This window comes from Pseudomonas sp. 3JA (assembly GCF_036961705.1).
Taxonomy (GTDB): Bacteria; Pseudomonadota; Gammaproteobacteria; order Pseudomonadales; family Pseudomonadaceae; genus Aquipseudomonas; species Aquipseudomonas fluorescens_Q.
Genome location: NZ_JBAMDJ010000033.1, coordinates 22,256 through 48,691, shown reverse-complemented (window position 1 = coordinate 48,691; position 26,436 = coordinate 22,256). Strand labels below are relative to the sequence as shown.

Sequence of the window (26,436 nt, the reverse complement as noted above, 5' to 3'; positions counted from 1 at the left end):
GCCACAAAGGCAAGCTGCGAAAGATGCCGTTTGGCTTTTCAGGTTCCGCCCCCATAACCATCGCAACGCTGCCTCAGGCGAAAACAGCAGGTATGCTGATGACCTGCCGAAGGAGATAGAAATGGCCTACGATTTTGACTTGTATGTGATTGGCGCCGGTTCCGGCGGTGTGCGGGCTGCACGGTTTGCCGCCGGTTTCGGCGCCAAGGTGGCTGTGGCGGAAAGCCGCTATCTGGGCGGGACCTGCGTGAACGTGGGCTGTGTGCCGAAAAAACTGCTGGTCTACGGCGCGCACTACGCCGAGGACTTCGAACAGGCGTCGGCCTACGGCTGGATGGCGGGCGAGGCGAGTTTCGACTGGGCCACGCTGATCGCCAACAAGGACCGGGAAATCAATCGCCTCAACGGGATTTATCGCAACCTGCTGGTTAACAGCGGCGTCGTGCTGCACGAAGGCCACGCCAGGATCACCGGGCCCCATGAGGTCGAGATCAACGGCCAGCGCTATACCGCCAAACACATCCTGATCGCCACGGGCGGTTGGCCGGTGATCCCGGACATTCCGGGACGCGAGCACGCCATCAGCTCGAACGAGGCGTTCTTTCTCAAAGACCTGCCCAAGCGCGTCATCGTGGTGGGCGGTGGCTACATTGCGGTGGAGTTCGCCGGGATCTTCCACGGCATGGGGGCGCAGACGTCCTTGCTCTATCGCGGTGAGCTGTTCCTGCGCGGCTTTGACGGTGCGGTGCGCAAGCACCTGGCAGAAGAACTGACCCGCCGTGGCCTGGATCTGCAATTCGACGCTGACATCAAATGCATCGAAAAACTGGACGATGGCAGCCTGAGGGTCGAGCTCAAGAATGGCCAAACGCTGCTCACCGATTGCGTGTTCTACGCCACCGGTCGGCGGCCGATGCTCGATAATCTTGGCTTGGAGAACACCGCGGTCACGGTGGACGAGAAAGGGTTTGTCCAGGTCAACGAAAAATACGAGACCACCGAGCCGTCGATCCTGGCCATTGGCGATGTGATCGGTCGTGTCCAGCTCACACCCGTGGCCCTGGCCGAGGGCATGGCGGTTGCGCGACGTCTGTTCAAGCCCGAGCAATATCGCCTGGTGGATTACCGGATGATCCCCACCGCCGTGTTCAGCCTGCCGAATATCGGCACGGTTGGCCTGACGGAAGAGCAGGCCCGGGAAGAAGGCCATGAGGTGCAGATTTTCGAAAGCCGCTTCCGGCCGATGAAACTGAGCTTGACCGAATGCCAGGAGCGCACGCTGATGAAACTGGTGGTGGATGCCCGGACTGACAAGGTGCTGGGTTGCCACATGGTCGGGCCGGATGCCGGGGAAATCGTCCAAGGGCTGGCCATTGCCCTCAAGGCCGGCGCCACCAAGCGTGACTTCGACGAAACCATCGGCGTGCATCCGACGGCTGCCGAAGAGTTCGTGACAATGCGTACGCCCGTCGCTTCCTGATCACCGGACGAACATATGGCGGGCGAGCCGGCTCGCCATATTAAGTTTTCTTCTATCTATTTAGCTGCTGATAGCCAAAACCAATCATTCACATCAGGTTTGCCAATGAGCCAGCCTGGGGATGAGTGGTTAAGATCCTCTCCATCAACTTTCAACCCTGATGGAGAAACATCGATGCCTATCATCAACAGCCAAGTTAAACCGTTCAACGCTACCGCTTTCAAAAACGGCGAATTCGTTCCGGTATCGGACGCCGATCTGAAAGGCAAGTGGTCTGTCGTGTTCTTCTACCCAGCCGACTTCACCTTCGTTTGCCCAACCGAGCTGGAAGACCTGGCCGACAACTACGCCGAATTCAAGAAGCTGGGCGTCGAGATCTACAGCGTTTCCACCGACACTCACTTCGCCCACGCCGCCTGGCACAACACTTCGCCAGCCATTGGCAAGATCCAGTACACCATGATCGGCGACCCGACCCACGTCATCTCCCGCAACTTCGACGTGCTGATCGAAGAGGTCGGCCTGGCTGACCGCGGTACTTTCGTGATCAACCCAGAAGGCCAGATCAAGATCGTCGAGATCAACGACGGTGGTGTCGGCCGTGACGCTTCCGAGCTGCTGCGCAAGGTCAAGGCCGCCCAGTACGTTGCCGCTCACCCGGGCGAAGTCTGCCCAGCCAAGTGGAAAGAAGGCGAGGCCACCCTGGCGCCGTCCCTGGACCTGGTCGGCAAGATCTAAGACCGTGCATCCCTTGAGGGCGGTCATCCGCACCTAAGCAAGCTGCACCGCCCACAAAAAAACGCCCGGGCGAGATTCGCTCGGGCGTTGTTTTTTCTGAAATTCAAAAAATGGAAATCGCCCGTATGTTGGACGCCAATCTTAAAGCTCAGTTGAAGTCATACCTGGAACGGGTCACCCAGCCGATCGAGATCGTCGCTTCCCTCGACGACGGTGCGAAATCCCAGGAAATGCTTGCGTTACTCAAAGACGTCGCCAGTCTTTGCGACCAGATTACTTTGCTCGACAACGGCACCGATGCGCGCAAGCCTTCGTTTTCGTTGAATCGCCCGGGTGCCGATATCAGCCTGCGTTTTGCCGGCATCCCCATGGGCCACGAATTCACTTCGCTGGTGCTGGCCTTGCTGCAAGTCGGCGGTCACCCATCGAAGGCCAGTGTCGAGGTTATCGAACAGATCCGCTCCCTCAAGGGCGAGTTCAACTTCGAGACCTATTTCTCGCTGTCGTGCCAGAACTGCCCGGACGTGGTCCAGGCACTGAACCTGATGGCGGTGCTGAACCCGAACATTCGCCACGTCGCCATCGACGGCGCGCTGTTCCAGGCCGAGGTCGATGAACGGCAGATCATGGCCGTGCCCAGCATCTACCTGAACGGCGTGAACTTTGGCCAGGGCCGCATGGGCCTGGAAGAGATTCTTGCCAAGATCGACACCAGCGCTATCGAGCGCCAGGCCGAGAAGATCAGCGCCAAGGATGCGTTCGATGTGCTGGTGGTGGGCGGTGGCCCGGCCGGTGCTTCGGCGGCGATCTATGCGGCCCGTAAAGGCATCCGCACCGGTGTGGCGGCCGAGCGTTTCGGCGGGCAGGTGCTCGACACCATGGCCATCGAGAACTTCATCTCGGTCCAGGAAACCGAAGGGCCGAAACTGGCCGTTGCCCTGGAAGAACACGTCAAGCAGTACGACGTGGACATCATGAACCTGCAACGTGCCGACGCCTTGGTGCCAGGCAAGGACGGTGGGTTGCATGAAATCAAGTTCGCCAGCGGTGCGAGCCTCAAGGCCAAGACCGTGATCCTGGCGACTGGTGCCCGCTGGCGTGAAATGAACGTGCCGGGCGAGCAGCAATATCGCAACAAGGGCGTGGCGTACTGCCCGCACTGCGACGGTCCGCTGTTCAAAGGCAAGCGCGTGGCGGTGATCGGCGGTGGTAACTCCGGTGTCGAGGCGGCCATCGACCTGGCCGGTATCGTCGCCCACGTCACCTTGCTGGAGTTCGATGTGCAATTGCGTGCCGACGCGGTATTGCAGCGCAAGCTGCACAGCCTGCCGAACGTGACGGTGATTACCAATGCCCAGACTACCGAAGTGACTGGAGACGGTCAGAAGGTCAATGGCTTGCGCTACAAGGACCGTCCGAGCGGTGACGTGCGGGATGTGGAGTTGGAGGGGATCTTCGTGCAGATCGGCTTGTTGCCCAACACCGATTGGCTCAAAGGCACCGTCGAGCTGTCGCCACGGGGTGAGATTATCGTCGATGCCCGGGGTGAAACCTCGATCCCTGGCGTGTTCGCCGCCGGTGACGTGACCACCGTGCCGTACAAGCAGATCGTGATTGCCGTAGGCGAGGGCGCCAAGGCTTCGCTGAGTGCCTTCGACCACCTGATCCGCACCTCCGCGCCGGCATAAGCAGCCGAAAGCGGCAAGACAAAACCCCATGGGCCTGGCTCATGGGGTTTTTTATCGGCCCTTATTTTGCGGGAGCGGTGGTGAGATTTAGAGCGGTGCAGGCTGGATGATTTCCACCCAGTAGCCATCCGGGTCCTTGATGAACGCCAGGCTTTTCATGCGGCCGTCGTTCAGGCGTTTCTGGAAATCGCAGCCCAGTGCTTCGAAGCGCTCGCAGGCGGCGGCGACGTCGGGTACCGAGATGCAGATGTGGCCGAAGCCGCGTGGCTCGGTGTTGCCGTTATGGTAGGCGAAAGCCGGGTCGCTTTCGGTGCCATGGTTGTGGGTCAGTTCCAGGATGCCAGGGATCGACTTCATCCATTCGGTCCGCGCCGCTGCGTCCGCCGGGATCTGGTTCTTGTCCACCAGCGCCAGGAAATACAGGCTGAATTCGGCTTCCGGGAAGTCGCGTTTTTCCACCAGCGAGAAACCCAGCACGCGGGTGTAGAAATCCAGGGACTTGGTGATGTCCTTGACGCGCAACATGGTGTGGTTGAAGACGAACTTGGCCGTGGCAGCGTCGGGTTGGGCGGTGACGCCAGGGAAAGTGTTGAGTTCGTGCAGGCTCATGGGCCCTCCGGATATAAGTGGGGCAAACGGCGTCGCACGCTTGGTTGCGACGGTTCCTGGGCTTGCGTCAGACGGCTTCCTTGCAGGTGTGAGCATGATACGCAAGGGATGCGGTGTCGCCAAACCGTGTGTGGCTATTGCCTGCTTCTGTCTCGGGCTTCAGACTTTACGATTCGCCCTTGAGTGCCAACGCAATGATTCGACCGTTCCTTTCGCTGTTTGTCCTGCTGTTTGCCTGCATTGCGAGTGTCGGCGGCGTCCAGGCGGACGAACCGCAGATCGCCTGGCCCCAAGGCTGGGTTGTCGAGCCTCTGCCCGCCGACGCCGCGGCACCGGGCCCCTTGCGACAACGTGCAACCAAGAGCGATTCGGCAGGCAATGCCGTGATGGTCATGGAATTGACCACGACTACCATCGAACCCGATCACCAGGTCAACTTGCAAGGCGTGTTGCTGGAAATGCGCAAATCGATCCAGAAGGATTTTTTCCAGGGCGGTTACCAAAGTGTGTGCAATAAAATCCATGCTTCCATGTTGGGCGGCGTAACTGCGTTGGAAACCACTTGTACGATCACGCAAAACGGACGACATGTATTGTCTCAGGCACTCGTCGCGGCACTAAATGAGGGCAAGGCTTATGTGCTGTCCTATGCAGGGCAGGCGCAGGTGTTTGTTGAAAGCCAGGATGAAATACAGTCGGTGCGAAACAGTTTGAAACTATAACGCCGTCAGCGTAGTACGCTCGGAATTTAATCCAAAAGTTTAGCCCATAAAAAAGCCCTGAGTGTATTCAGGGCTTTTTTGCATCATGGACGCTGTCGACCGCGCCCGTGTCAACCACGCAACCAAGAGTCGACGGTAGCTGCACCGTACTGTTCTTTCCAGGCTTTCAGGCCGCGGTGATTGCCGCCCTTGGTCTCGATCAACTCACCGGTGTGCGGGTTCTGGTAAACCTTTACCACTCGCGCACGGCGGGTCTTGATGGGTTTGGTCGATTGCAGGCTTGCCTTGGACGGGTTCGGGTCGAGGATCGCGACGATGTCGCGCAGGCTCTTGCCGTAGGTTTTCATCAGTCCCTGGAGCTTTTCCTCGAATTCGATTTCCTTCTTGAGGCCGGCATCGTTCTTCAGCGATTCCAACTGCTTGAGCTGTTCTTGAAGGGCCTTTTCGGCTGCACGAAATTCAGCGAGTCTGGACAAAATCGTTACTCCAATCAAAATATTTGGCTGATACCAACCGCAAACAAAGCTATAAGCCGAGCGCCTTGGTGTTAATGACTCTCCTGCTATCTGGCACAGGTAGAAAAATTGTAGTAGTTAATCCGTAAAGTGTAAATCGTAACTTTTTCGTTATGTAACAACAGCAAAAGCTTTTATCAGTTGGGCATCGTCGTCAATAGATCGGCGGCGGTTAACTGCCATTAAGGCCGGTCAAGGTCTCAATGAACGCCTGTCCGCTAATCGGTCGACCAAATAGATAACCCTGTAGAAAGTTCACCCCATGGGCGCTCAGGTAGTCGCTTTGCTCGACGGTTTCGACGCCCTCGGCCACCATGTCCAGGCCCAGCTTGCCCGACAGTTCGATGATGCTGTCGAGCAGGTGCCGTGACAGAGTATCGGCACCGATCATCGCGACAAAACTCTGGTCGATCTTCAAGAAGTCCACATTGAATTGACGCAAGTACGCCAAGCTGGAATGACCCGTACCGAAATCGTCGAGGGCGATCTTGACGCCCAGCTCCCGCAGTTGGTCGAACAGTTGCCGGGTAACGGGCGTAGGTTCGATCAACTCGCGCTCGGTCAACTCCAGCACCAGGGCAATCGTACCCGGCGCGAAGGCGGCGAGAAATTCGCGACAATCGTCCACCAGCGCCAGATCCTGGCAGTGGCGGGCGGTGATGTTGATGCCAACATGAAACGGCGCTTCCAGTTGAGGCGCCAGCGGTTCCAGCAGGTGCATGGTCTGCTGCATCAGCGCCCGGGTCATCGGTACGATCAGGCCGCTGTGTTCGGCGAATGGAATGAACAGGTCCGGGCGAACCAGGCCTTCCTTGGGGTGGTTCCAGCGCATCAGCACTTCGACGCCGGCCCAGCGTTTGCTGTCGCTGTGTACGACCGGTTGCAGATAGGGCACGAACTCGCCGGCTTCCAGGGCCCGTTGCAGTTCACGACTGGGCGAGGAGGCGCGTTTTTGCAGCCAGTGTCCGAGGGTCCCGGCCACGACGCCGAAGAAGATCAGCAAGCTGAACAGCGGCGGATATTCCCTGGCCATGTAGCGCCAGGTTTCACCCTCGTCGAAGCCGGCTTCTACATTGAAGGCGTAGCGCGATGACCCCAGCTCATGCTGGGCGACCGGCAGCCCGGGCATGGGCGCTGGCCGGACCTTGCCGTCCGCCGCCAGCCAGTTCGGCCCGACTTGCAGCCGTAGCCGGGTCTGGCGGCCGATCAAGCGCAAGACGTTCGTCAGGTGGTACCCGTCAAGCGTGGCCAAGGCGCCTTGATGGCCCTCGTTGAGCCGGTAAATCAGCAGCGCGGTGTTCGGCGTGACCGGGTTGCCGTCCATGAGCCACAAGCTGCCTTGATGGTAGTCGCTCGGGTTGACGCGTTCCTCGAAGGCACCGAACAGCGAGCTGCAATACAGGTTGTTGTCCCAGATAAGGTTGGTCGAACGGACAAAGGGCCGGCGCGTCACTTGTTCGCGTAATGCCAGCTTCACCGCTTCGCAGGGCTGGCCGGCCAGGGGTAATAGTTCATGGGCCGCCAAGGCCGTGTTGTCGAGCATCAGTTCGATCTGCCTGACCAGTTCCTCGGCAGTCTGCCGGGTGTGTTGCGCCAGCGTCCGTTCGGCCTGCATGTACAAAATGGCCAGCCCTGACAGCATCGGTACCAGGCCGCAAAGCAGGGTGACGAGATAGCGACGGGGTCGGGTGTGCGAGCGTGTGGCGGTCAAGGGCATCGGCACAACCTGAGAAGAAAAGGGATGAGGGGGAGTCGTCGGATGCCGTCCATGATAGATGGCTTGCCGAGCGCTTGCTGACCGCAGCGTGAGTGTGGGAGCGGGCTCATGACCGTCGGGCCAGCTCGATGAACGCCAGGGTGGCGGGCGAGGCCTGGCGGCTGTCCAATACCGCCAGGCCGATCTGGCGCGGTACTCGTGGGGACAAGGGCCGGGCAACGTAACCGGGATTTTCATCGTCCGGCAACGACCCCTCGGACACCACGCTCACCGCCTCACCGCGCCTGACGATATCCAGGGTGCTGAGCAGTTGCGAACAACGAAAACGCACATTCGGGGTCAGCCGGGCGGCATTGAACAGGCGCGAAACCAGTTCCGACGATCCGGCCTCGGTGTGCACGAAGGGGTCGTTGCACAGGTCCTTGAGGCTCAGGCTGGCCTGGGCGGTGAGGGGATGGTTAGTGGGCAGCAGGGCGACCATCTGATCTTCCATCAGCATGAACGTATCGAAACGCTCCTCGGGCAGCACCACGAAGCCGACGTCGATCCGCCGTTCGTCCAGCCATTGGAGGACCTGCCTGTCGGGCCCTTCATCGATGTGCACTTCGATGCCCGGGTGCAAGTCTCGATAGCGCCGCAGGATACCGGGCAATAGTTTCATCGATGACGTCGGCCCGAACGAGCCGATGCGCAAGGTGCCTCGGCGCATGCCTCGGGCATCGGCGGCTTCCTGGCGCAAGGTGTTGGCCAGCCCGAGCATGGCCCGGGCCCGCAGCAGCAATTGCTGACCAATGTCGCTGAGTTCCACCTGGGATTGATGACGCCTGAGCAATTCCACGCCCAATTCTTGTTCCAGGGACTTGATGGCGTGGGACACCGCTGACTGGCCGATGCCCAGACGCGTTGCCGCCGCCGTGAACCCCCGCAGCTCGGCGACCAGGGAGAAGATTTCGAGTTGGGTGAGGGTCATGAGGGTTTGCTCATTTTACGATGATTAAGCATGAGGCAAACAATGCGACATCTCAACCGTGCACGGAACCGCGGTCCAGGCTTTCTGTGGCGAGGGAGCTTGCTCCCGCCGGGCTGCGAAGCAGCCCTCCGGGCCAAATCAGCAGGGGCCCGCTGCGCGGTCCAGCGGGAGCAAGCTCCCTCGCCACGGATGTCCGATTGATCTCAATGTGGTGAAACCATGAAAACCCTCGAACAAACCCTCCCAACCCCGTCAGACCTGCCGGTCTACCTGAAGCTCGCCATGGTGACCATGATCTGGGGCGGGACCTTCGTCGCCGGCCGGATCCTTTCCGATGCCTTGGCGCCGATGTTTGCCGCCAGCCTGCGTTTCCTGTTGGCGAGTATCGCGCTGCTGGCATTTCTCGCCCTGGCCGGGATCCCGCTGGCCAGGCCCAGTGTGAAGCAGGGGCTGCACTTGGCCGCGCTGGGGTTCTTCGGCATCTTTTTCTACAACCTGTGCTTCTTCTATGGCTTGCAGTACATCAACGCGTCGCGGGCTTCGCTGATCGTGGCCTTGAACCCAGCGGTGATCGGGCTGGCGTCCTGGTGGTTGTTCAAGGAACGGTTGAGCCGCTTGAAAGTGGCGGGCATCGTGCTCTGCATCGGTGGGGCGGGGCTGGTAATCGTCAGTCGTGATCCGTCCTTGTTGCAAGGCGCCGCGCAGGGTTGGATCGGCGACCTGCTGATTTTTGGCTGCGTGCTGGGCTGGGGCATCTATTCGCTGTTTTCCAGGCGCTTGAATGACAGCCTCGGCCCCTTGCAGACCGTGACCTGGTCGATTCTGCTGGGCACGCTGATGTTGTGGCTGGCCTGCGCGGCGGCGGGCGAGATTCGTGTCGAAGCCCTGCGCGCGCTGGACGTGGAGCAATGGCTGAGCCTGTTGTACCTCGGCGTGCTGGGCTCGGCCCTGGCCTATATCGCCTGGTATGACGGCATTCGCCGGATCGGTGCGACCCGTTCCGGGGTGTTCATCGCGCTCAATCCGTTGACGGCGGTGCTGTTGGGGGCGCTGCTGCTGGACGAACGGCTCACGGCTTTGATGTGTGTCGGCGGGGGTGTGATTCTGGTGGGCATTTTCCTGTGCAACAAACCCCTTGCGCGGTCAAAGGAAAAGGCGATTTGATACAGAAGGCGGACAAACCAGGTTACGCTGTGTAGAATCGAGTTACGCATATAAGAATAACGTCTTCTGGCAGCAGAAGCCTCGCCCGCAAGAGCCTTGGGTCGACAATGAAGATACTTGGGTTTCAACTGATCTATGGCGATTTCCTCGCCCGCAGCGTTCGTGGCATTTCCTGCGCGCCGCCCCGTGTCCTCAGCATCGCCAGCAACTAACGTTTTTTGTTAATTGACCCGACTGATGAGGCGCCGACATGGCAGATCTATACGAAAACCCCATGGGCCTGATGGGCTTCGAATTCATCGAATTCGCATCCCCGACGCCCAATACCCTGGAGCCGATCTTCGAGATCATGGGCTTCACCAAAGTGGCCACCCACCGCTCCAAGGACGTGCACCTGTATCGCCAGGGCGCGATCAACCTGATCCTCAACAACGAACCCCACAGCGTGGCGTCATACTTTGCCGCCGAGCATGGTCCGTCGGTGTGCGGCATGGCGTTCCGGGTCAAGGATTCGCAAAAGGCCTACAAACGTGCCCTGGAGCTCGGCGCCCAGCCGATCCACATCGAGACCGGCCCGATGGAGCTGAACCTGCCGGCGATCAAAGGCATCGGCGGTGCGCCGCTGTACCTGATCGACCGTTTTGGCGAAGGCAGCTCGATCTATGACATCGACTTTGTGTTCATCGAGGGCGTTGACCGCAACCCGGTGGGCGCGGGCCTGAAAATCATCGACCACCTGACCCACAACGTCTATCGCGGGCGCATGGCCTATTGGGCCGGTTTCTACGAGAAGCTGTTCAACTTCCGCGAGATCCGTTACTTCGACATCAAGGGCGAATACACCGGCCTGACCTCCAAGGCCATGACCGCCCCGGATGGCATGATCCGTATCCCGTTGAACGAAGAGTCGTCCAAAGGCGCCGGACAGATCGAAGAGTTCCTGATGCAGTTCAATGGCGAAGGCATCCAGCACGTGGCGTTCCTCACCGATGACCTGGTCAAGACTTGGGATCACCTGAAAAGCATTGGCATGCGCTTCATGACCGCGCCGCCGGACACTTACTACGAAATGCTCGAAGGCCGCCTGCCGAACCACGGCGAACCGGTGGATGAACTGCAATCGCGAGGCATTCTGCTGGACGGTGCTTCCGAGCAGGGCGACAAGCGCCTGTTGTTGCAGATTTTCTCGGAAACCCTGATGGGGCCGGTGTTCTTCGAATTCATCCAGCGCAAGGGCGATGATGGTTTCGGCGAAGGCAACTTCAAGGCGCTGTTCGAATCCATCGAGCGCGACCAGGTGCGCCGTGGAGTGCTGACGACCGAGTAACACCTGAGTGCAAAAAAGCCCGCCTGGCAGTGATGCCAGGCGGGTTTTTTCATGCCGATACAAATCCAGACTGTGGGAGCGAGCTTGCTCGCGATAGCGGCGGCACAGCCTACATCTGCGCCAACTGATCCACCGCCATCGCGAGCAAGCTCGCTCCCACAGGGCAGGCGGTGACCTTAAGTCCTGCGCTGCTGCCGCACCAGGTGCTTGAAGCCTTCGAACACCAACACCGCCACGGCCATCCAGATCGGGATATAGGTCAGCCATTCACCGGCCTTGATACTTTCACCCAACAGCAGCGCAACGCCCAGCAGCAACACCGGCTCAACATAACTCAACAGCCCGAACAGGCTGAACGGCAGCAATCGACTGGCGACGATGTAGGACACCAGCGCGCTGGCGCTGATCACCCCGAGCACCGGGATCAGCAGCGACAGCCATGGGTATTGATCGAAAACGTCGAGGCCCTGTTCACCGCTTTGCACGAACCACAATGCAACGGGGAGCATCAGGGTCATGTCCAGCCAGAGTCCACCCAGGTTGTCGGTCTTGATGCGTTTGCGCAGGATGAAATAGATCGGGTAGCCAATCACCACCAGCAAGGTTGCCCAGGAAAAACCACCCACCTGGTACAACTCGTTGAACACGCCCAGGGTGGCGAAGAACACGGCGACTTTCTGCAGGTAGGAAAGGCGTTCGCCATAGACGATGCGTCCGGTCAGGACCATCGACAGCGGCAACAGGAAGTACCCCAGCGACACGTCCAGGCTGTAGCCATTGAGCGGCGCCCACATGAACAGCCACAGTTGCGCGCCCATCAGTGCCGACGAGGCTATTGCTGCGATCAACAGCCGTGGCGTGGCGATCAGGCGTTGGATCAGCGCCGTGACCAGTTTCCATTCCCGCGTCACCAGCATGAACGCGGTCATGCACGGCATCGTCAGCAGCATGCGCCAGCCGAAGATCTCCACGCCGGTCAGCGGTGAGAGCAACGAGGTGTAGTAGTACATGACGGCGAACAGCGCGGAGGCCGAGACCGATAGAGCGATGCCTTTGGACACTGAGGCCTCTTATTTTGATGGGCAGGAACACTGTTGTGGTGAGGAGAGTAGTTGTGGCGAGGGAGCTTGCTCCCGCTCGGCTGCGAAGCGGCCGCAACTGAAGGGGCCGCTGCGCGGCCCAGTGGGAGCAAGCTCCCTCGCCACGTTCTTGTTCGATGAATGATTATGAGGTACGCGGTACTCGCCCCGGCACGAAATGGCTCACATCGTTGAACCCCGGCGTCGACGCATGCCCCGGCGTCACCAGCGAATCGATGAACGCTTCATCTTCCGCGCTGATCTTCACCGATTGCGCCTTGGTGTACGAATCCCACTGCTCCTCGGTGCGCGGCCCGACGATGGCCGAGGTCACGGCGTTGTTGTTCAGCACCCAGGCGATGGCGAACTCGACGATGCCCACGCCGCGGCCTTGGGTGTACTGCAGGATCTGCTGGGCAATACGCAGGGACTCGACCCGCCACTCGGTTTCCAGGATGCGTTTGTCTTGGCGGCCCGCACGGCTGTTGGCGTCCGGCGCCACGTTCGGCGCGTACTTGCCGCTGAGCACGCCTCGGGCCAGGGGGCTGAACGGCACCACGCCGAGGCCGTAGTGCTGCGCCGCAGTGATCTGTTCGGTTTCGGCCTGGCGGTTGACGATGTTGTACAGCGGTTGGCTGATCACCGGCCGGTCGATGCCCAGGCTGTCGGCGATCCGGATCACTTCGGCGATGCGCCAGCCACGGTAGTTCGACAGGCCCCAATAGCGGATCTTGCCCTGGCGAATCAAGTCGCCGATGGCCGACACGGTGACGTGCAGCGGGGTGTTGTGGTCTTCGCGGTGCAGGTAATAGATGTCCAGGTAATCGGTGCCCAGGCGCGTCAGGCTGGCCTCGATGCCATTGAACAGGTGCTTGCGGCTCAGGCCGCTGCGGTTGGGCATGCCGTCCGGCGGGCCGAAGCCGACCTTGGTGGCCAGCACCCATTCCTGGCGATGACGGGCGATCGCCTCGCCGACGATCTCTTCGGAACGGCCGTTGGTGTAGACGTCCGCGGTGTCGATGAAATTGATGCCCTGGTCCCAGGCCTTGTCGATGATCCGCAGCGAATCCTCGGTGCTGGTCTGTTCGCCGAACATCATCGTGCCCAGGGTCAGCGTCGAGACTTGCAACCCGGAATGGCCTAGCGTGCGGTAGCTCATGACAAGATCCTTTCATCCATGGAGAAAGGCCCAATCAAACCCCAGAACCACCGCACGGATCAAACAGATTTATCAAACACCGCTGAATCCCTGTGGGAGCGAGCTTGCTCGCGATGGCGGTCGAACAGTCAACATCAATGCCGACTGATCCGGCGTTATCGCGAGCAAGCTCGCTCCCACAGGGAAAAAAGGGCGTCAGGTGCGCAAGGTGCGGGTCATGCGCAACGCCAGCAGGCTGCCGCAGACAATCACGCCCGCCAACAGGTACAGCGCCGCGTCGGTCGAGCCGGTAGCGTCCTTGGCCCAACCCACCAGATACGGGCTGAGGAAGCCGGCCATCTGCCCCATGGAATTGATCAAGGCCAAGCCACCGGCGGCGGCTCCGGCGCTGAGCAGGGCCGTGGGCGCCGGCCAGAACATCGGCAGGCCGGTGAGGGCACCCATGGTGGCGATGGACAGGCCGATGATGGCGATGGCTGGGGTGGTGGCGAAGTTGACGGCGATCAGCAGCCCGACGGCACCCATCAGCATCGGCACGACAAGATGCCAGCGGCGCTCTTTGTGCAGGTCCGCCGAGCGGCCCACCAGCAACATGAACAGAGCCGCCAGCAGGTAAGGGATTGCACTCAACCAACCGATCACCAGGTTATCGCTGAAGCCCAGGCTCTTGATGATCGACGGCAGCCAGAAGTTGATCGCGTACACGCCGCTCTGGATGCAGAAGTACACCAGGCCGAAGGCCCAGATTGCCGGGTTCTTGAACACCGCCAACAGCGAGTCGGTGGCGGTCTTTGGCTTGTTGGCCAGGTCTTCGGCGTGGTCGACGCTGAGCACGGCGCGTTCCTGGTCGGTCAGCCATTTGGCGTTGGCGAAGGTGTCGCTGAGCAAGAAGAACGCCAGCGCCCCGAGGATCACCGTCGGAATGCCTTGCAGCAGAAACATCCACTGCCAACCCGCCAGGCCACCCTGGCCGGCCGCGAAGTGGTTGAGGATCCACCCGGAAAACGGGCTGCCCAGCAGGCCGGACACCGGGATGGCCGACATGAACAACGCCATGATCCGGCCACGTCGGAACGTCGGGAACCACTGCGAGAGATAAAGCACCACGCCAGGGAAGAACCCGGCCTCAGCGGCGCCGGTGAACAGCCGCAAGGTATAGAACTCGGTGGGGGTGGTGACGAACAGCAGGCACGTCGACAGGGCGCCCCAGGTGATCATCATCAGCGCGATCCAGCGCCGCGGACCGAACTTGGTCAGGGCCAGGTTGCTTGGCACGCCGCACAGTACGTAGCCGATGAAGAAGATCCCGGCACCGAGGCCGTACACGGTTTCGCTGAATTTCAGGGCGTCGAGCATCTGCAATTTGGCGAAGCCAACGTTGACCCGGTCGAGGTAGTTGAACAGGTAGCAGATGAAAATGAAGGGGATCAAGCGCAGGGTGATGCGCTTGTAGACGGTATTTTTTTCGTCGGGGGTAGCCAGGAGGGCTATTGCGCTCTGGGACATGGCGGGTCTCTCATTATTATGATTTTTGCGAGCCAAGGGGTAACGTTGACCGCCCCTTGAGTCTCGGCCAGCCCAGGGGCTCGTGTCTTTGTGCCAGAGCACAGGGTTTGAATGCAGACCCTGTGCGCCTGACCAAACCCATGCCTGAAACAACATTCACGCCGCTTGCAAGGAACACCGCCTATGTTCGAACTTGATCACGACCTGGCGCAGGACATCGTCGACCGGGCGATGGCGATCCTGCCGTACAACGTCAATGTCATGGACAACCAGGGCCTGATCCTCGGCAGCGGCGAGCGCGAGCGGGTCAACACCCGTCACGAGGGCGCGCAACTGGTCCTGGCTAACAGTCGGGTGGTGGAAATCGACGAGCACACCGCGATGCACCTCAAGGGTGTGCAGCCGGGGATCAACCTGCCGCTGATGCTCGATCAACGGCTGATTGGTGTCTTGGGCATCACGGGTGAGCCTGCGCAACTGCGCACCTACGCCGAGCTGGTGCGCATGACCGCCGAGATGTTGCTGGGACAGCGTAACCAGCAGGCCGAGCAGCAATGGCGCCGCCAGCGGTGTGATGATTTGTTGGCGCTGCTGTTGGGCGATGCGGGAGATTCGCCGCGATTGTTGGATGAAGCCCGGCAAATGGGCCTCAAGCCGCAATTGTCGCGGGTGCCGTATCTGTTCGAACTGGGCCTGGAGCATGGGCCCGGGCAGACCGTCGAGACGTTGAGCGCGTGGTTGATGTCACGCTACCCGGACAGTTGGTGCCTGACCTCGTCCAAGTCCTCCTTGCTCTGGTGCCGGCCGGTCACCGTTTCGGTGGAGAACGAGCGGTTGCTGGGCAAGCTCGATGGGCTGGGCTGGAACATCCTGCGGATCGCGGTGGGTGGCCAGGCTGAAGGGGTGGCGGGCTTGCGGCGTTGCTATCGGCGGGTGGCTGATCTGCTGGCCTATGGGCGTGATGTGTTGCCACAATCGCGCCTGCTGGCCCTCAGCCGCTATCGCCTGCCGGTGCTGCTCTGGCGCCATCGCAGCGACGATGCCCTGGACGAACTGCTGACCCCGTTGCGCAAGGTCATCGCCAAGGACAGCAACGGCCAGTTGCTCGCCACCCTGCGCAGTTGGTGCGAACACGACGGCCAGAGCCAGGCCTGCGCCGACGCCCTGGGCATCCACCGCAACAGCCTGCGCTACCGCATGGAACGCATCGCCGAACTGAGCGGCGTGGACCCGTTGCGTCTGGACGGGATGTTGGCGTTGTACCTGGGAGTGCAACTGTTGCCGCAAACCGCCGAGATCACCCCATAACCTGTGGGAGCGAGCTTGCTCGCGATGAGGCAGGCAGCTTCAACCTGAATCCTCCTGGAAAACCGGTATTTGTGAAATTGAACAATAATGCCCTGTGCCTTTTGTGCGGCGGACCGGCGTCATGGCGGCGGTCAACTGGCAGCATGCTGTGCATCGGAACCGGAGAATAATATGAAAATAGTCATCGCCCCCGACTCGTTCAAGGACAGCCTCAGTGCCCAGGGCGTCGCCGATGCCATCGCCCAGGGGCTGGCCGAGGTCTGGCCGGATGCGCAGTTGATCAAATGCCCGATGGCGGACGGCGGGGAGGGGACGGTGGAGTCGGTGTTGGCGGCCTGTCACGGTGAGTGGCGCCACACCCGGGTCCGCGGTCCGTTGGGTGTCGCTGTCGAGGCGCGCTGGGGCTGGTTGGCCGAGAGCCGCACCGCGATCATCGAAATGGCCGAAGCCAGTGGCTTGCAACTGGTGCCGCCGGGGCAACGCGACGCCTGTTCCAGCAGCACCTACGGCACCGGCGAGCTGATTCGCGCTGCCCTCGATGAGGGCGCTGGCCGGGTCATCCTGGCGATCGGCGGCAGTGCCACCAACGACGCCGGGGCCGGTGCGATGCAGGCCCTGGGCGTGGTGTTGCTGGATGACCAGGGCCAACCCCTTCCTCCCGGTGGCCTGGCCTTGGTGAACCTGTCGCACATCGACCTGAGTGAACTCGACCCACGCCTGGCCCGGGTCAGCTTCGAGATCGCTGCCGATGTCGATAACCCGCTGTGCGGCCCCCATGGTGCGTCCGTGGTTTTCGGTCCGCAGAAGGGCGCTTCGGCTTCTCAAGTGCAGGCACTGGACCGGGCCCTGGGGCATTTCGCCGAACACTGCGCACGGGCGTTGAACAAGGATGTGCGCGACGAGCCGGGCAGCGGCGCCGCCGGTGGCCTGGGGTTCGCGGCCAAGGCGTTCCTGGGTGCGCAGTTTCGTACCGGCGTGGACGTTGTCGCCCAGTTGACCGGGCTGGCCGAGGCGGTCAACGGCGCCGATCTGGTGATGACCGGCGAAGGCCGTTTCGACGCCCAGACCCTGCGCGGCAAGACCCCCTTCGGCGTGGCCCGCATCGCCCGCCAGCACGGTGTACCGGTGGTGGTCATTGCCGGCACGCTGGGGGAGGGTTACCAGGCGCTGTATGAACACGGCATCGACGCCGCCTTCGCCCTGGCCAGCGGACCGATGACCTTGCAGCAAGCCTGCACCGACGCCCCGCGCCTGCTGAGCGAGCGTGCCCGGGACATTGCACGGCTTTGGCGGGTGGCGCATCGATAAAGTGGTCGAACACTGTACCCGTGGCGAGGGAGCTTGCTCCCGTTGGGCCGCGAAGCGGCGCCGAAACCATCCACCGCAATGTCAAGGTTGACCATGTTCGATTTGGGCTGCTGCGCACCCCAGCGGGAGCAAGCTCCCTCGCCAAAAAAAAGCATTGGGAAATATTTTTTTACACACCCTGCACAAACCCTAAAGCCCAGCCGATAACGGATTAAGCGTATACCCCCATAACTCCAATCAGTGCGCTTGCCAGCATGGACGCTCGACCCAACATTTCGAGGTCTTTCCATGTCCCTACGCAGCCTGAATATCGCGCCACGAGCCTTTCTCGGCTTCGCCGTCATCGCGTTGCTCGTCGTTATCCTCGGCGTATTCGCCGCCAACCGCATGTCTGTCATTCGCCAGGCCTCGCTGGAGATGGAACAGACCCAAGTGCCCAGCGTCGGCTATCTGGCCAATGTGCTGGAGAACGTGCTGCGCATGCGCATCCTCTCGTTCCGCATTCTGGTCAACCGGGATCCGGCCAGCCTGACCGAGGCCGAGAGCCGCATCGGCGTGCTGGTGGAAAAACTGAACAAGGCCAATAACAGCTACGCCGCGCTGCCGAGCACGCCGCAGGAGGCCGAACTGTACAAGGTCTTTTCCGCGACCCTGGAAAAATACCTGCAAGCCCAGAAGGAAATGCTCGACCTGTCGCGGCAGAACAAGGCCGATGAGCTGCGCACCCACATCAATACGCGAATCAAGGAAGGCACCGACCTGATGGGCGAGCAGCTCAACAAGCTCATCGCGATCAACGTGGCCGGTGCCAGCGAAGCCTCGGCCAAGGCAGGTGAGCACTACGACAGCGCGATCACCGGCATCATTATTGTCTCGATCTCCGCCGCCCTGGCCACCGTGGTGCTGGCCTTGCTGCTGACCCGCAGCATCGTCGCGCCGCTCAACCGGGCATTGGAGGCTGCGCGGACCATTGCCAGTGGCAACCTGGTCCAGGTCATCGCGGACGATGGCAAGGATGAGCCCGGCCGGTTGCTCCAGGCCTTGGCCGCCATGCAAGTCAGCCTGCGCCAGACCATCGAGCAGATTGCCGGTTCGGCCACTCAACTGGGCGCCGCGGCGCAAGAGCTGAGCGCCGTGACCCAGGAATCCTCCCGCGGCCTGCAACAGCAGTACAACGAAATCGAACAGGCGGCCACGGCGGTCAACGAAATGACCGCCGCGGTCGAAGAGGTAGCCCGTAACGCGGTGTCCACCTCCGAGGCGTCGAACCAATCGACCCAGGCCGCCCAGGAAGGCCGCACACGTGTGGTCGAAACCGTCGACGCGATCCAGACCATGACCCACGACGTGCAGGCCACCGCCTCGATGATCGAAGGCCTGGCGGTCCAGGGCCGCGACATCGGCAAGGTGCTGGACGTGATCCGCGCCATCGCCGAACAGACCAACCTGCTGGCCCTCAACGCCGCCATCGAAGCCGCTCGCGCCGGGGAGGCTGGACGCGGTTTTGCGGTGGTGGCCGACGAAGTCCGGGCCCTGGCCCATCGCACTGCGCAATCGACCCAGGAAATCGAAAAAATGGTCGCCGGCATCCAGAACGGCACCGGCCAGGCCGTGCAGTCGATGCAACAAAGCAACCAGCGTACCCAAAGCACTCTGGAAATGGCCCGCGCCGCCGGCGTGGCCCTGGAGCAGATCACTCAGTCGATCCACCAGATCAACGAACGCAACCTGGTCATCGCCAGTGCATCGGAGGAACAGGCCCAGGTTTCCCGTGAAGTGGACCGCAACCTGGTGAACATTCGCGACCTGGCCACCCAGTCGGCCAGCGGCGCCAAACAGACCAGCGACGCGACCCACGAACTGTCGCGCCTGGCGGTGGGGTTGAATGCGATGGTGGCGCGGTTTGTGATTTGAGATAGGGTTGAGGCTGGATATCGCGCAATCAGGAGAGATACATGCGCTTTTCAGTCTTGACCCAACGCATCACCGGCGATGGTGCCGCCGCCTGGCAGATTCACGACCGGGCGCTGGCCATGCGCGAACAGGGCATGGATGTGTTGTTGCTGTCAGTGGGCGATCCGGACTTCGACACCCCGCGCGCCATTGTCGATGCTGCCGTGGGCAGCCTGCGGGCCGGTGAGACCCATTATTCGGACATCCGCGGCTTGCACACCTTGCGCACCAGTATTGCCCGGCGTCATCGCCTGCGTTGCGGCCAGCCTGCGGGGGCCGAACAGGTTGTCGTACTGCCGGGGGCGCAGTGCGCGGTGTATGCGGTTGCGCAATGCCTGCTCAACCCTGGCGACGAAGTCATCGTTGCCGAGCCGATGTATGTCACCTATGAAGCGGTGTTCGGTGCCTGCGGGGCGACCGTGGTGCCGGTGGCGGTCCGCCCGGAGAACGGTTTTCGGGTCGAACCTGCGGACGTTGCCCGTCTTGTGACCCCGCGTACCCGGGCGATGCTGCTCAACAGCCCGAACAACCCGTCCGGCGCCAGCCTGCCGATGCCCACCTGGCAGGCATTGGCCCGGTTGTGCATCGAACATGACCTGTGGCTGATCAGTGACGAGGTCTACAGCGACTTGCTCTATGACGGCGAGCACATCAGCCCCGCCAGCCTGCCGGGCATGGCCGAGCGCACCGCGACGATCAACAGCCTGTCCAAATCCCACGCCATGACCGGCTGGCGCATTGGCTGGGTCATCGGCCCTGAATCCCTCGCCGACCATTTGGCAAACCTGTCCTTGTGTATGTTGTTTGGCCTGCCGGATTTCGTGCAACGCGCAGCCCAGGTCGCCCTGGAGCAGGCGTTGCCGGAAGTGGCGCAGATGCACGACGAGTATCGCCAGCGCCGGGACCTGGTGTGCGCCATGCTCGACGACTGCCCAGGCCTCAAGCCGGTGCGGCCCGATGGCGGCATGTTCGTGATGGTCGATGTGCGCCGGACCGGTCTCGACGCTCAGGCATTTGCCGAACGGTTGTTGGACGACTATGGCGTGTCGGTGCTGGCCGGCGAGGCGTTCGGGCCCAGTGCGGCAGGGCATATCCGCCTCGGGCTGGTGGTCGATCAGGTGAAGCTGGCGGATGCGTGCCAGCGGATCGTCTCGTGTGCGGCGGATCTGCTGCGGGCCCAGCGGTAACGTTTTGTAGTGGCTGTGTGAAATTGTGTAAGGGTTTTGCTCGTGGATGAGCGGGGCCGTATATCCTTGGCAGCTTGAGATTTTCTGCGCCTGGCAGGCCCTCATCGCGAGCAGGCTCGCTCCCACATTGAGTCTTTAGTGCGACTCAGGCCCCTGTGGAAGCGAGCCTGCTCGCGATAGAGGCATTTCCGGCGCCACAGCACTTTCTGGAAACACCCATGCCCAACATCCTCCTGGTCGAAGACGACTGCGCACTCTCCGAACTGATCGCCAGTTACCTGGAGCGCAACGGCTATCAGGTCAGCGTGCTCAGCCGTGGCGATCATGTGCGTGAGCGGGCACGCGTCGATCCGCCGGACCTGGTGATTCTCGACCTGATGCTGCCGGGGCTGGACGGCTTGCAAGTCTGCCGCCTGCTGCGGGCCGACTCGGCGACCTTGCCGATCTTGATGCTCACTGCCCGGGACGACAGCCACGACCAGGTCCTGGGCCTGGAGATGGGCGCCGATGACTACGTCACCAAGCCTTGCGAGCCCCGGGTGCTGCTGGCGCGAGTGCGTACCTTGTTGCGCCGCAGCAGCCTGACCGAGCCGCAGACGGTCAACGACCGCATCCTCATGGGCAACCTCTGCATCGACCTGTCCGAGCGCACCGTAACCTGGCGCGGACAAGCGGTGGAGCTGTCCAGCGGCGAATACAACCTGCTGGTGGTGCTGGCCCGGCATTCCGGCGAAGTACTGAGCCGAGACCAGATCCTGCAGCGCCTGCGCGGCATCGAGTTCAACGGCACCGACCGTTCGGTGGACGTGGCGATTTCCAAATTGCGGCGCAAGTTCGACGACAATGCCGACGAAGCCCGCAAGATCAAGACCGTGTGGGGCAAGGGTTATCTGTTCAGTCGTTCCGAGTGGGAATGTTGAACCGATGTGGAAGCTGCTGATTCGCCTTTACCTGGTCACCATCGTGTCCTACAGCGCGGCGATCTACCTGATGCCGGAACTGGTGATCCGCCTGTTCCAAGACCGTTTCATGACCTACAACCTCGATTACTCCCGTGGCCTGCAAACCTTGATGGTCAAGCAGTTCCGCGCCGTGCCCAGCGAGCAGTGGCCGGTGCTGGCGGCGCAGATGGACAAGGAGTTCGAGCCGCTGCGCATCGAGCTGGCGGCGATCGATGACGGCGGCTTCAGTGCCGATGAGCGGGCGCGTCTCAAGCGCGGCGAGAACGTGGTGCGTATCGGTGACTGGGCCTGGCGCACCTTGGCGGCGGCGCCGCTGGACGGGCGCACAGCGGTGAAGATGGTCGTGCCGCCAGACCCGGCCGACGTCAGCTGGTTGTACTGGAGCATCAACGTGTTGATCGGCGCGACCATGCTGGCCTGCCTGTTGCTCTGGTTGCGGCCTCACTGGCGCGACCTGGAACGCCTCAGGCGCACCGCCGAACGCTTCGGCAAAGGTCATCTGGGTGAGCGTACGCACATTGCTTCCAGTTCGAACATCGGCAGCCTGGCCCATGTGTTCGACACAATGGCGGGTGACATCGAGAACCTGCTCAACCAACAGCGGGACCTGCTCAACGCCGTGTCCCACGAACTGCGCACGCCACTGACACGGCTCGACTTCGGCCTGGCCCTGGCGCTGTCCGATGACCTGCCGCCGGCCAGTCGCGAGCGCCTGCAAGGGTTGGTGGCGCACATTCGTGAGCTGGATGAACTGGTGCTGGAACTGCTGTCCTACAGCCGTCTGCAGAACCCGCAACGCCTGCCCGAACGGGTCGAGGTGGCATTGGACGAGTTCATCGACAGTATCCTGGGCAGCGTCGACGAGGACCTGGCGGCACCGGATGTGGTGATCGACGTGCTGCTGCACGGCGCTCTGGAGCGTTTCGTACTGGACCCACGCCTGACCGCTCGGGCCTTGCAGAACCTGTTGCGCAATGCCATGCGTTATTGCGAAAAGCGCATCCAGGTGGGCGTACTGGTCAGTGATCAAGGCTGTGAGATCTGGGTCGACGACGATGGCATCGGCATTCCCGACAGCGAACGCGAGCGCGTGTTCGAGCCGTTCTACCGTTTGGATCGCAGCCGCGACCGCGCCACCGGCGGCTTCGGCCTTGGCCTGGCCATCAGCCGCCGAGCCCTGGAAGCCCAGGGCGGCACGCTGACCGTCGAAGCCTCGCCGCTGGGCGGGGCGCGCTTCAGGCTGTGGCTGCCAACACCCGCTTGAGCCTCGGTCCGATCTCTGTGGCGAGGGAGCTTGCTCCCGCTGGACCGCGAAGCGGTCCCAATGTCCCTTACCCAAACAACCCCGCCGCAATATTGATCGAAAACCCCAGGATCGCCGTGTTGAACACAAACCCGATCAACGATTGAGCCAGGACGATCTTGCGCAGCTGCCGGCTGGCGACCCCCACGTCGGACGTCTGCACCGCGACCCCGATGGTGAAAGAGAAATACAGGAAGTCCCAATAGTTGGGCGTGGTCAGCCCTTCGGCAAAGCGCAGCGCCGGCTCCTGGCCTTCCCAGGTGTAATACAACCGCGCGTAGTGCACGCTGAAGATCACCCCGATCAGCAACCACGAACCGATCACGGTCATTGCCGTGAAACCGTAATGCAGCAGCTTGCCGGCGGCGTCCAGGTCGCGGCTGCCGGCCAGTTCGAAGGTGATGGTTGCCAGGCTGGCCAATGCCGCGATGCAGACCACCAGCAGGACCAGCCCGGCATTTTCATCTTCGATTTCGGCGATGCGCCGGACGTCGGGCGCCTTGGCCCGCACGGTCAGCCAGGACATCAGCACCAGGTAGGTCCAGACGCCGACATTCCAGCCGATCAGGATTTTGCTGATGATCGAGTCCACGGGAACCAGGATACCCACCGCCAGGCCAAGGACCGTGGCGCTGGACAGACGCGGGTGGGTGCGGGCGAGGAAGGGCATGGAGACTCACTGTCCGGAACGGAGGCGCCTAGTATGAGCCGTCAAGCGAAGGGGCGGCCATCTATCGCGCTGGAGTCGATCAATTGCACGCCCGCTTCCTGCATCCGTCGGATTGCCGCCTCCATCGAGCCGTCGATATCGATGCCCCGGCAGGCATCCAGTATCACCAGCGCATTGAACCCCGCCAACCGGGCATCCAGCGCCGAGAACATCACGCAGAAATCCAGGGCCAGCCCCACCAGGTACACGGTGTCGATGCCGCGTTCCTTGAGATAGCCGGTCAAGCCGGTAGGGGTCAGGTGGTCCGCTTCCATGAAGGCTGAATAGCTGTCGATGTCCGGGTTGCAGCCCTTGCGAATGATCAGCTTGGCATGGGGGAGGTCGAGTGCCGGGTGCAGCGCGGCGCCATTGCTGCCCTGTATGCAGTGGTCGGGCCAGAGCTTCTGCTCGCCGTAGGGCAATTGGACGATGTCGAACGGCTGCTTGCCCGGATGGCTGGACGCAAACGAGGCGTGCCCGGCCGGGTGCCAGTCCTGGGCAAGGACGACGTGCCTGAATGAATGCCCCAACTGGTTGATCAGCGGCACGATCTCATCGCCACCCGGCACGGCCAGTTGGCCGCCGGGGATGAAGTCGTTCTGTACATCGATGACTACCAGCGCAGTGGTCAAAGCCCGGTTGGCGGGAACGCCCATGAATGAATCCTCCTTGGAGTGGTTCTTCGATAGTAGCTGAACGGCTTGGGCCTGGTGCGTAGACTGACGCACCGCCATCGCGAGCAGCCTCGCTCCCACAACGAATCTGCGGTGAACGCAGGATTGATGGTTTACAAAAATAGTCCTTCTGCGAGGGGTGGTGTCTTTCGTCGAAAATATTCCAGCGTTGATGGCTTTTTGATATTTGGTTCGTGCGTCCCTGTCACGATTAAGTACAATCGCCGGCCTTCAACCGGGCATGGAAGCAGTCCGGTCTCCAGTTACGAGAAAAAAACATGCTCATCGGCAGTTATTCCCCCGCCCTTGTTTCGATTTCCTTGTTTGTTGCTGTGCTGGCTTCCTATACCGCCCTGGACCTGGCCGGACGGATCGCGACCGCCCAGGGGCGCGCCGCGCATTTGTGGATGGCCGGGGGCGCGCTGGCGATGGGGGTGGGGATCTGGTCCATGCACTTCATCGGCATGCTCGCGTTCAGCTTGCCGGTGGAGCTTGGCTACGACGTATCCATCACCGCGCTGTCGCTGCTGGTCGCGATTCTTTCCAGCGGTTTTGCCCTGTGGCTGGTCAGCCAGCCGCGATTGCCGGCGTGGCAACTGGCGTTCGGCGCGCTGATCATGGGCACCGGGATCAGCACCATGCACTACACCGGCATGGCCGCTCTGCGAATGCAGCCAGGCATCGACTATGACCCGACACTGTTCGGGGCTTCGTTGGTGATTGCTGTCGGTGCTTCGGCGGCGGCGTTGTGGATTGCCTTTCGCCTGCGCCAGAACACGCCCCACGTGCGTCTGGCTCGTGCAGGCGCTGCTGTGGTCATGGGTGTCGCCATCGTCGGCATGCACTACACCGGCATGGCCGGGGCGCGGTTCAGCGACGGCAGCTTTTGTGGCTCCCTGGACGGCTTGAGCGGCAAGGGCCTGGACAATCTGGTGTTGATCACCACCCTGGCGGTGCTGGCCATCGCCTTGCTGACGTCGATTCTCGATGCGCGCCTGGAAGCCCGTACTGCGGAGTTGGCCCAATCGCTGACCCTGGCCAACCGGGAACTGACCCAGTTGGCCCTGCACGACCCCCTCACCGGACTGCCCAACCGGGTATTACTGGCTGATCGTATCGACCAGGCCATGCATCGGGTGCAAGAGCAGGGTGGCTGCTTCGCCCTGATGTTCATCGACCTGGATGGTTTCAAGCCGGTCAACGACGCCTTCGGTCACCACATGGGCGATTTGTTGCTGCGGGACGTGGCCCTGCGCCTGCGTGAGGACCTGCGCAGCCAGGACACCCTGGCGCGGATCGGCGGTGATGAGTTCGTGCTGCTGGTGCAACTGGCTGAACCCGACGACGCCTTGCGATTGGCGGCACGTCAGGTCGGCCTGATCGCACGCACGTTCCGGGTGGCTGAGCATGACTTGCAGATCTCCGCCAGCGTCGGTATCGCCCTTTACCCTGGCAACGGCCAGAGCGCCGACGAACTGTTGATGAACGCCGACGCGGCGATGTACCACGCCAAGGGCGCCGGCAAGAACGGCTACAGCTTTTTCGACGCGTCGATGAACAGCAACGCCCGCAAGCAATTGCAGTTGCTGCAAGACTTGCGCATTGCCGTCGAACAGCGGCAATTCAGCCTGTACTACCAGCCCAAGTTCGATGCCGCCAACGGCCAGCCGGTCGGCGCCGAGGCCTTGTTGCGCTGGAGCCATCCGACCCAGGGCCTGTTGATGCCCGACACCTTCATCGACCTGGCGGAAAAGACCGGGTTGATCATCCCCATCGGCGAATGGGTGTTGAACGAAGCCTGTCGGCAGATGCGTGAATGGTACGTGCTCGGTTATACCGATTGGCGCATTGCGGTGAACCTGTCGGCGTTGCAGTTCTGCCATATCGGTTTGGTGCAGAGCGTGGCCAAGGCCCTGGAAACGCATCAGCTGCCGGCCAACAGCCTGACCTTGGAAATCACCGAAACCACCGCGATGAGCGATGCGGACGCGAGCATGACGGTGCTGCAACAGCTTTCGGACATGGGCGTGGACCTGTCCATCGACGACTTCGGCACCGGCTATTCGAGCCTGATGTACCTCAAGCGCCTGCCGGCCAACGAGCTGAAGATCGATCGCGGCTTCGTGCGTGACCTGGAGCACGACAGCGATGACGCGGCGATCGTCTCGGCCATCGTCGCCCTCGGCCAGGCCCTGGGCCTGCGGATCGTCGCCGAAGGTGTGGAGACCGATGTGCAACAAGACTTCCTGACCCAGTTGGGCTGCGATTCGCTGCAGGGCTATCTGCTGGGGCATCCACTGCCGGCTGAGCGGTTCATCCACGACATTCGCCAGGCACAACGGGTGGCGGTGGGCTGAG

At 61.7% G+C, this 26,436-nt stretch carries 22 protein-coding genes and 1 pseudogene; 14 read left to right on the top strand and 9 right to left on the bottom strand.

From position 1 onward, the window contains the following. The first annotated feature begins 121 nt into the window (after positions 1–121). From gorA to ahpF, 3 genes are all read left to right on the top strand, one after another. Positions 122–1,480, top strand: a complete 1,359-nt coding sequence (gene gorA, locus V7773_RS22780) for a glutathione-disulfide reductase (RefSeq protein WP_336075285.1) — start codon at positions 122–124, stop codon at positions 1,478–1,480. Between the two features lie 174 nt (positions 1,481–1,654). Continuing rightward, entirely contained in the window at positions 1,655–2,218 is a 564-nt protein-coding gene (gene ahpC / locus V7773_RS22775) for an alkyl hydroperoxide reductase subunit C (RefSeq protein WP_024617781.1), read from the top strand. Between the two features lie 125 nt (positions 2,219–2,343). Next, positions 2,344–3,906 (top strand): alkyl hydroperoxide reductase subunit F, encoded by a 1,563-nt coding sequence (gene ahpF, locus V7773_RS22770; RefSeq protein ID WP_336075284.1) that lies wholly within the window; start codon positions 2,344–2,346, stop codon positions 3,904–3,906. Positions 3,907–3,993: 87 nt separating this feature from the next. Here the strand turns inward: ahpF and gloA are convergent, their stop codons facing one another. After that, on the bottom strand, positions 3,994–4,515 hold the full coding sequence (gloA, locus tag V7773_RS22765) for a lactoylglutathione lyase (protein ID WP_336075283.1): 522 nt from the start codon (positions 4,513–4,515) through the stop codon (positions 3,994–3,996). A 194-nt stretch (positions 4,516–4,709) separates the two neighbouring features. Between gloA and V7773_RS22760 the strand changes: the two genes are divergently transcribed. Further along, positions 4,710–5,237, top strand: coding sequence for a DUF4946 domain-containing protein (locus tag V7773_RS22760; protein WP_063320624.1), 528 nt, complete (start codon positions 4,710–4,712; stop codon positions 5,235–5,237). 110 nt (positions 5,238–5,347) lie between these two features. Here the strand turns inward: V7773_RS22760 and V7773_RS22755 are convergent, their stop codons facing one another. The 3 genes from V7773_RS22755 to V7773_RS22745 form a co-directional block, all read right to left on the bottom strand. Further along, positions 5,348–5,713, bottom strand: coding sequence for a histone-like nucleoid-structuring protein, MvaT/MvaU family (locus V7773_RS22755; RefSeq protein ID WP_003202992.1), 366 nt, complete (start codon positions 5,711–5,713; stop codon positions 5,348–5,350). Positions 5,714–5,924: 211 nt separating this feature from the next. Then, positions 5,925–7,469 carry an EAL domain-containing protein gene (locus tag V7773_RS22750; RefSeq protein WP_336075280.1) on the bottom strand — a complete coding sequence of 515 codons (1,545 nt, stop codon included), beginning with the start codon at positions 7,467–7,469 and terminating at the stop codon, positions 5,925–5,927. A gap of 106 nt (positions 7,470–7,575) precedes the next feature. Further along, positions 7,576–8,439 carry a LysR family transcriptional regulator gene (locus V7773_RS22745; protein ID WP_336075279.1) on the bottom strand — a complete coding sequence of 288 codons (864 nt, stop codon included), beginning with the start codon at positions 8,437–8,439 and terminating at the stop codon, positions 7,576–7,578. A 219-nt stretch (positions 8,440–8,658) separates the two neighbouring features. Between V7773_RS22745 and V7773_RS22740 the strand changes: the two genes are divergently transcribed. Next, on the top strand, positions 8,659–9,603 hold the full coding sequence (locus V7773_RS22740) for a DMT family transporter (protein ID WP_336075278.1): 945 nt from the start codon (positions 8,659–8,661) through the stop codon (positions 9,601–9,603). A gap of 250 nt (positions 9,604–9,853) precedes the next feature. Next, the gene (hppD, locus tag V7773_RS22735) at positions 9,854–10,930 is read left to right on the top strand and encodes a 4-hydroxyphenylpyruvate dioxygenase (protein WP_336075276.1); all 1,077 of its coding nucleotides are present in this window, start codon (positions 9,854–9,856) and stop codon (positions 10,928–10,930) included. A 176-nt stretch (positions 10,931–11,106) separates the two neighbouring features. On the opposite strand, the gene rarD is transcribed toward hppD, so the two are convergent. The 3 genes from rarD to V7773_RS22720 form a co-directional block, all read right to left on the bottom strand. Then, positions 11,107–11,991 carry an EamA family transporter RarD gene (rarD, locus tag V7773_RS22730; protein ID WP_063320628.1) on the bottom strand — a complete coding sequence of 295 codons (885 nt, stop codon included), beginning with the start codon at positions 11,989–11,991 and terminating at the stop codon, positions 11,107–11,109. 163 nt (positions 11,992–12,154) lie between these two features. Next, positions 12,155–13,168, bottom strand: coding sequence for an aldo/keto reductase (locus V7773_RS22725; protein WP_336075275.1), 1,014 nt, complete (start codon positions 13,166–13,168; stop codon positions 12,155–12,157). Between the two features lie 195 nt (positions 13,169–13,363). Beyond that, entirely contained in the window at positions 13,364–14,674 is a 1,311-nt protein-coding gene (locus V7773_RS22720; protein ID WP_336075273.1) for an MFS transporter, read from the bottom strand. Positions 14,675–14,857: 183 nt separating this feature from the next. Here V7773_RS22720 and V7773_RS22715 point away from each other — a divergent pair, with 183 nt between their 5' ends. The 7 genes and pseudogenes from V7773_RS22715 (at position 14,858) to V7773_RS22690 (ending at position 22,656) form a co-directional block, all read left to right on the top strand. Beyond that, positions 14,858–15,982, top strand: coding sequence for a sugar diacid recognition domain-containing protein (locus V7773_RS22715; RefSeq protein WP_336075271.1), 1,125 nt, complete (start codon positions 14,858–14,860; stop codon positions 15,980–15,982). A 171-nt stretch (positions 15,983–16,153) separates the two neighbouring features. Further along, positions 16,154–17,290, top strand: a complete 1,137-nt coding sequence (locus V7773_RS22710) for a glycerate kinase (protein WP_092144681.1) — start codon at positions 16,154–16,156, stop codon at positions 17,288–17,290. 288 nt (positions 17,291–17,578) lie between these two features. Next, positions 17,579–18,349 (top strand): annotated as a pseudogene (locus tag V7773_RS30580) (MCP four helix bundle domain-containing protein); the annotation flags it as partial. Beyond that, positions 18,341–19,204, top strand: coding sequence for a methyl-accepting chemotaxis protein (locus V7773_RS30575; protein ID WP_442963497.1), 864 nt, complete (start codon positions 18,341–18,343; stop codon positions 19,202–19,204). The pseudogene V7773_RS30580 and the gene V7773_RS30575, both read left to right, overlap by 9 nt. A 41-nt stretch (positions 19,205–19,245) precedes the next feature. Further along, entirely contained in the window at positions 19,246–20,430 is a 1,185-nt protein-coding gene (locus V7773_RS22700) for a pyridoxal phosphate-dependent aminotransferase (RefSeq protein ID WP_336075268.1), read from the top strand. A 218-nt stretch (positions 20,431–20,648) separates the two neighbouring features. After that, complete coding sequence (locus tag V7773_RS22695; RefSeq protein ID WP_063320633.1) at positions 20,649–21,350, top strand: response regulator transcription factor; 702 nt, start codon at positions 20,649–20,651, stop codon at positions 21,348–21,350. 4 nt (positions 21,351–21,354) lie between these two features. After that, a complete protein-coding gene (locus V7773_RS22690) occupies positions 21,355–22,656 on the top strand; it encodes an ATP-binding protein (protein WP_336075266.1) in 1,302 nt (433 codons plus the stop codon). A gap of 67 nt (positions 22,657–22,723) precedes the next feature. Here the strand turns inward: V7773_RS22690 and V7773_RS22685 are convergent, their stop codons facing one another. Together V7773_RS22685 and pncA are read right to left on the bottom strand one after the other, a co-directional pair. Then, a complete protein-coding gene (locus tag V7773_RS22685) occupies positions 22,724–23,365 on the bottom strand; it encodes a DUF1345 domain-containing protein (RefSeq protein WP_336075264.1) in 642 nt (213 codons plus the stop codon). Between the two features lie 41 nt (positions 23,366–23,406). Further along, complete coding sequence (gene pncA / locus V7773_RS22680; RefSeq protein WP_063320636.1) at positions 23,407–24,060, bottom strand: bifunctional nicotinamidase/pyrazinamidase; 654 nt, start codon at positions 24,058–24,060, stop codon at positions 23,407–23,409. A 296-nt stretch (positions 24,061–24,356) separates the two neighbouring features. On the opposite strand from pncA, the gene V7773_RS22675 reads away from it, so the two are divergent. Further along, positions 24,357–26,435 (top strand): putative bifunctional diguanylate cyclase/phosphodiesterase, encoded by a 2,079-nt coding sequence (locus V7773_RS22675; RefSeq protein WP_336075262.1) that lies wholly within the window; start codon positions 24,357–24,359, stop codon positions 26,433–26,435. Position 26,436: the final 1 nt, after the last annotated feature.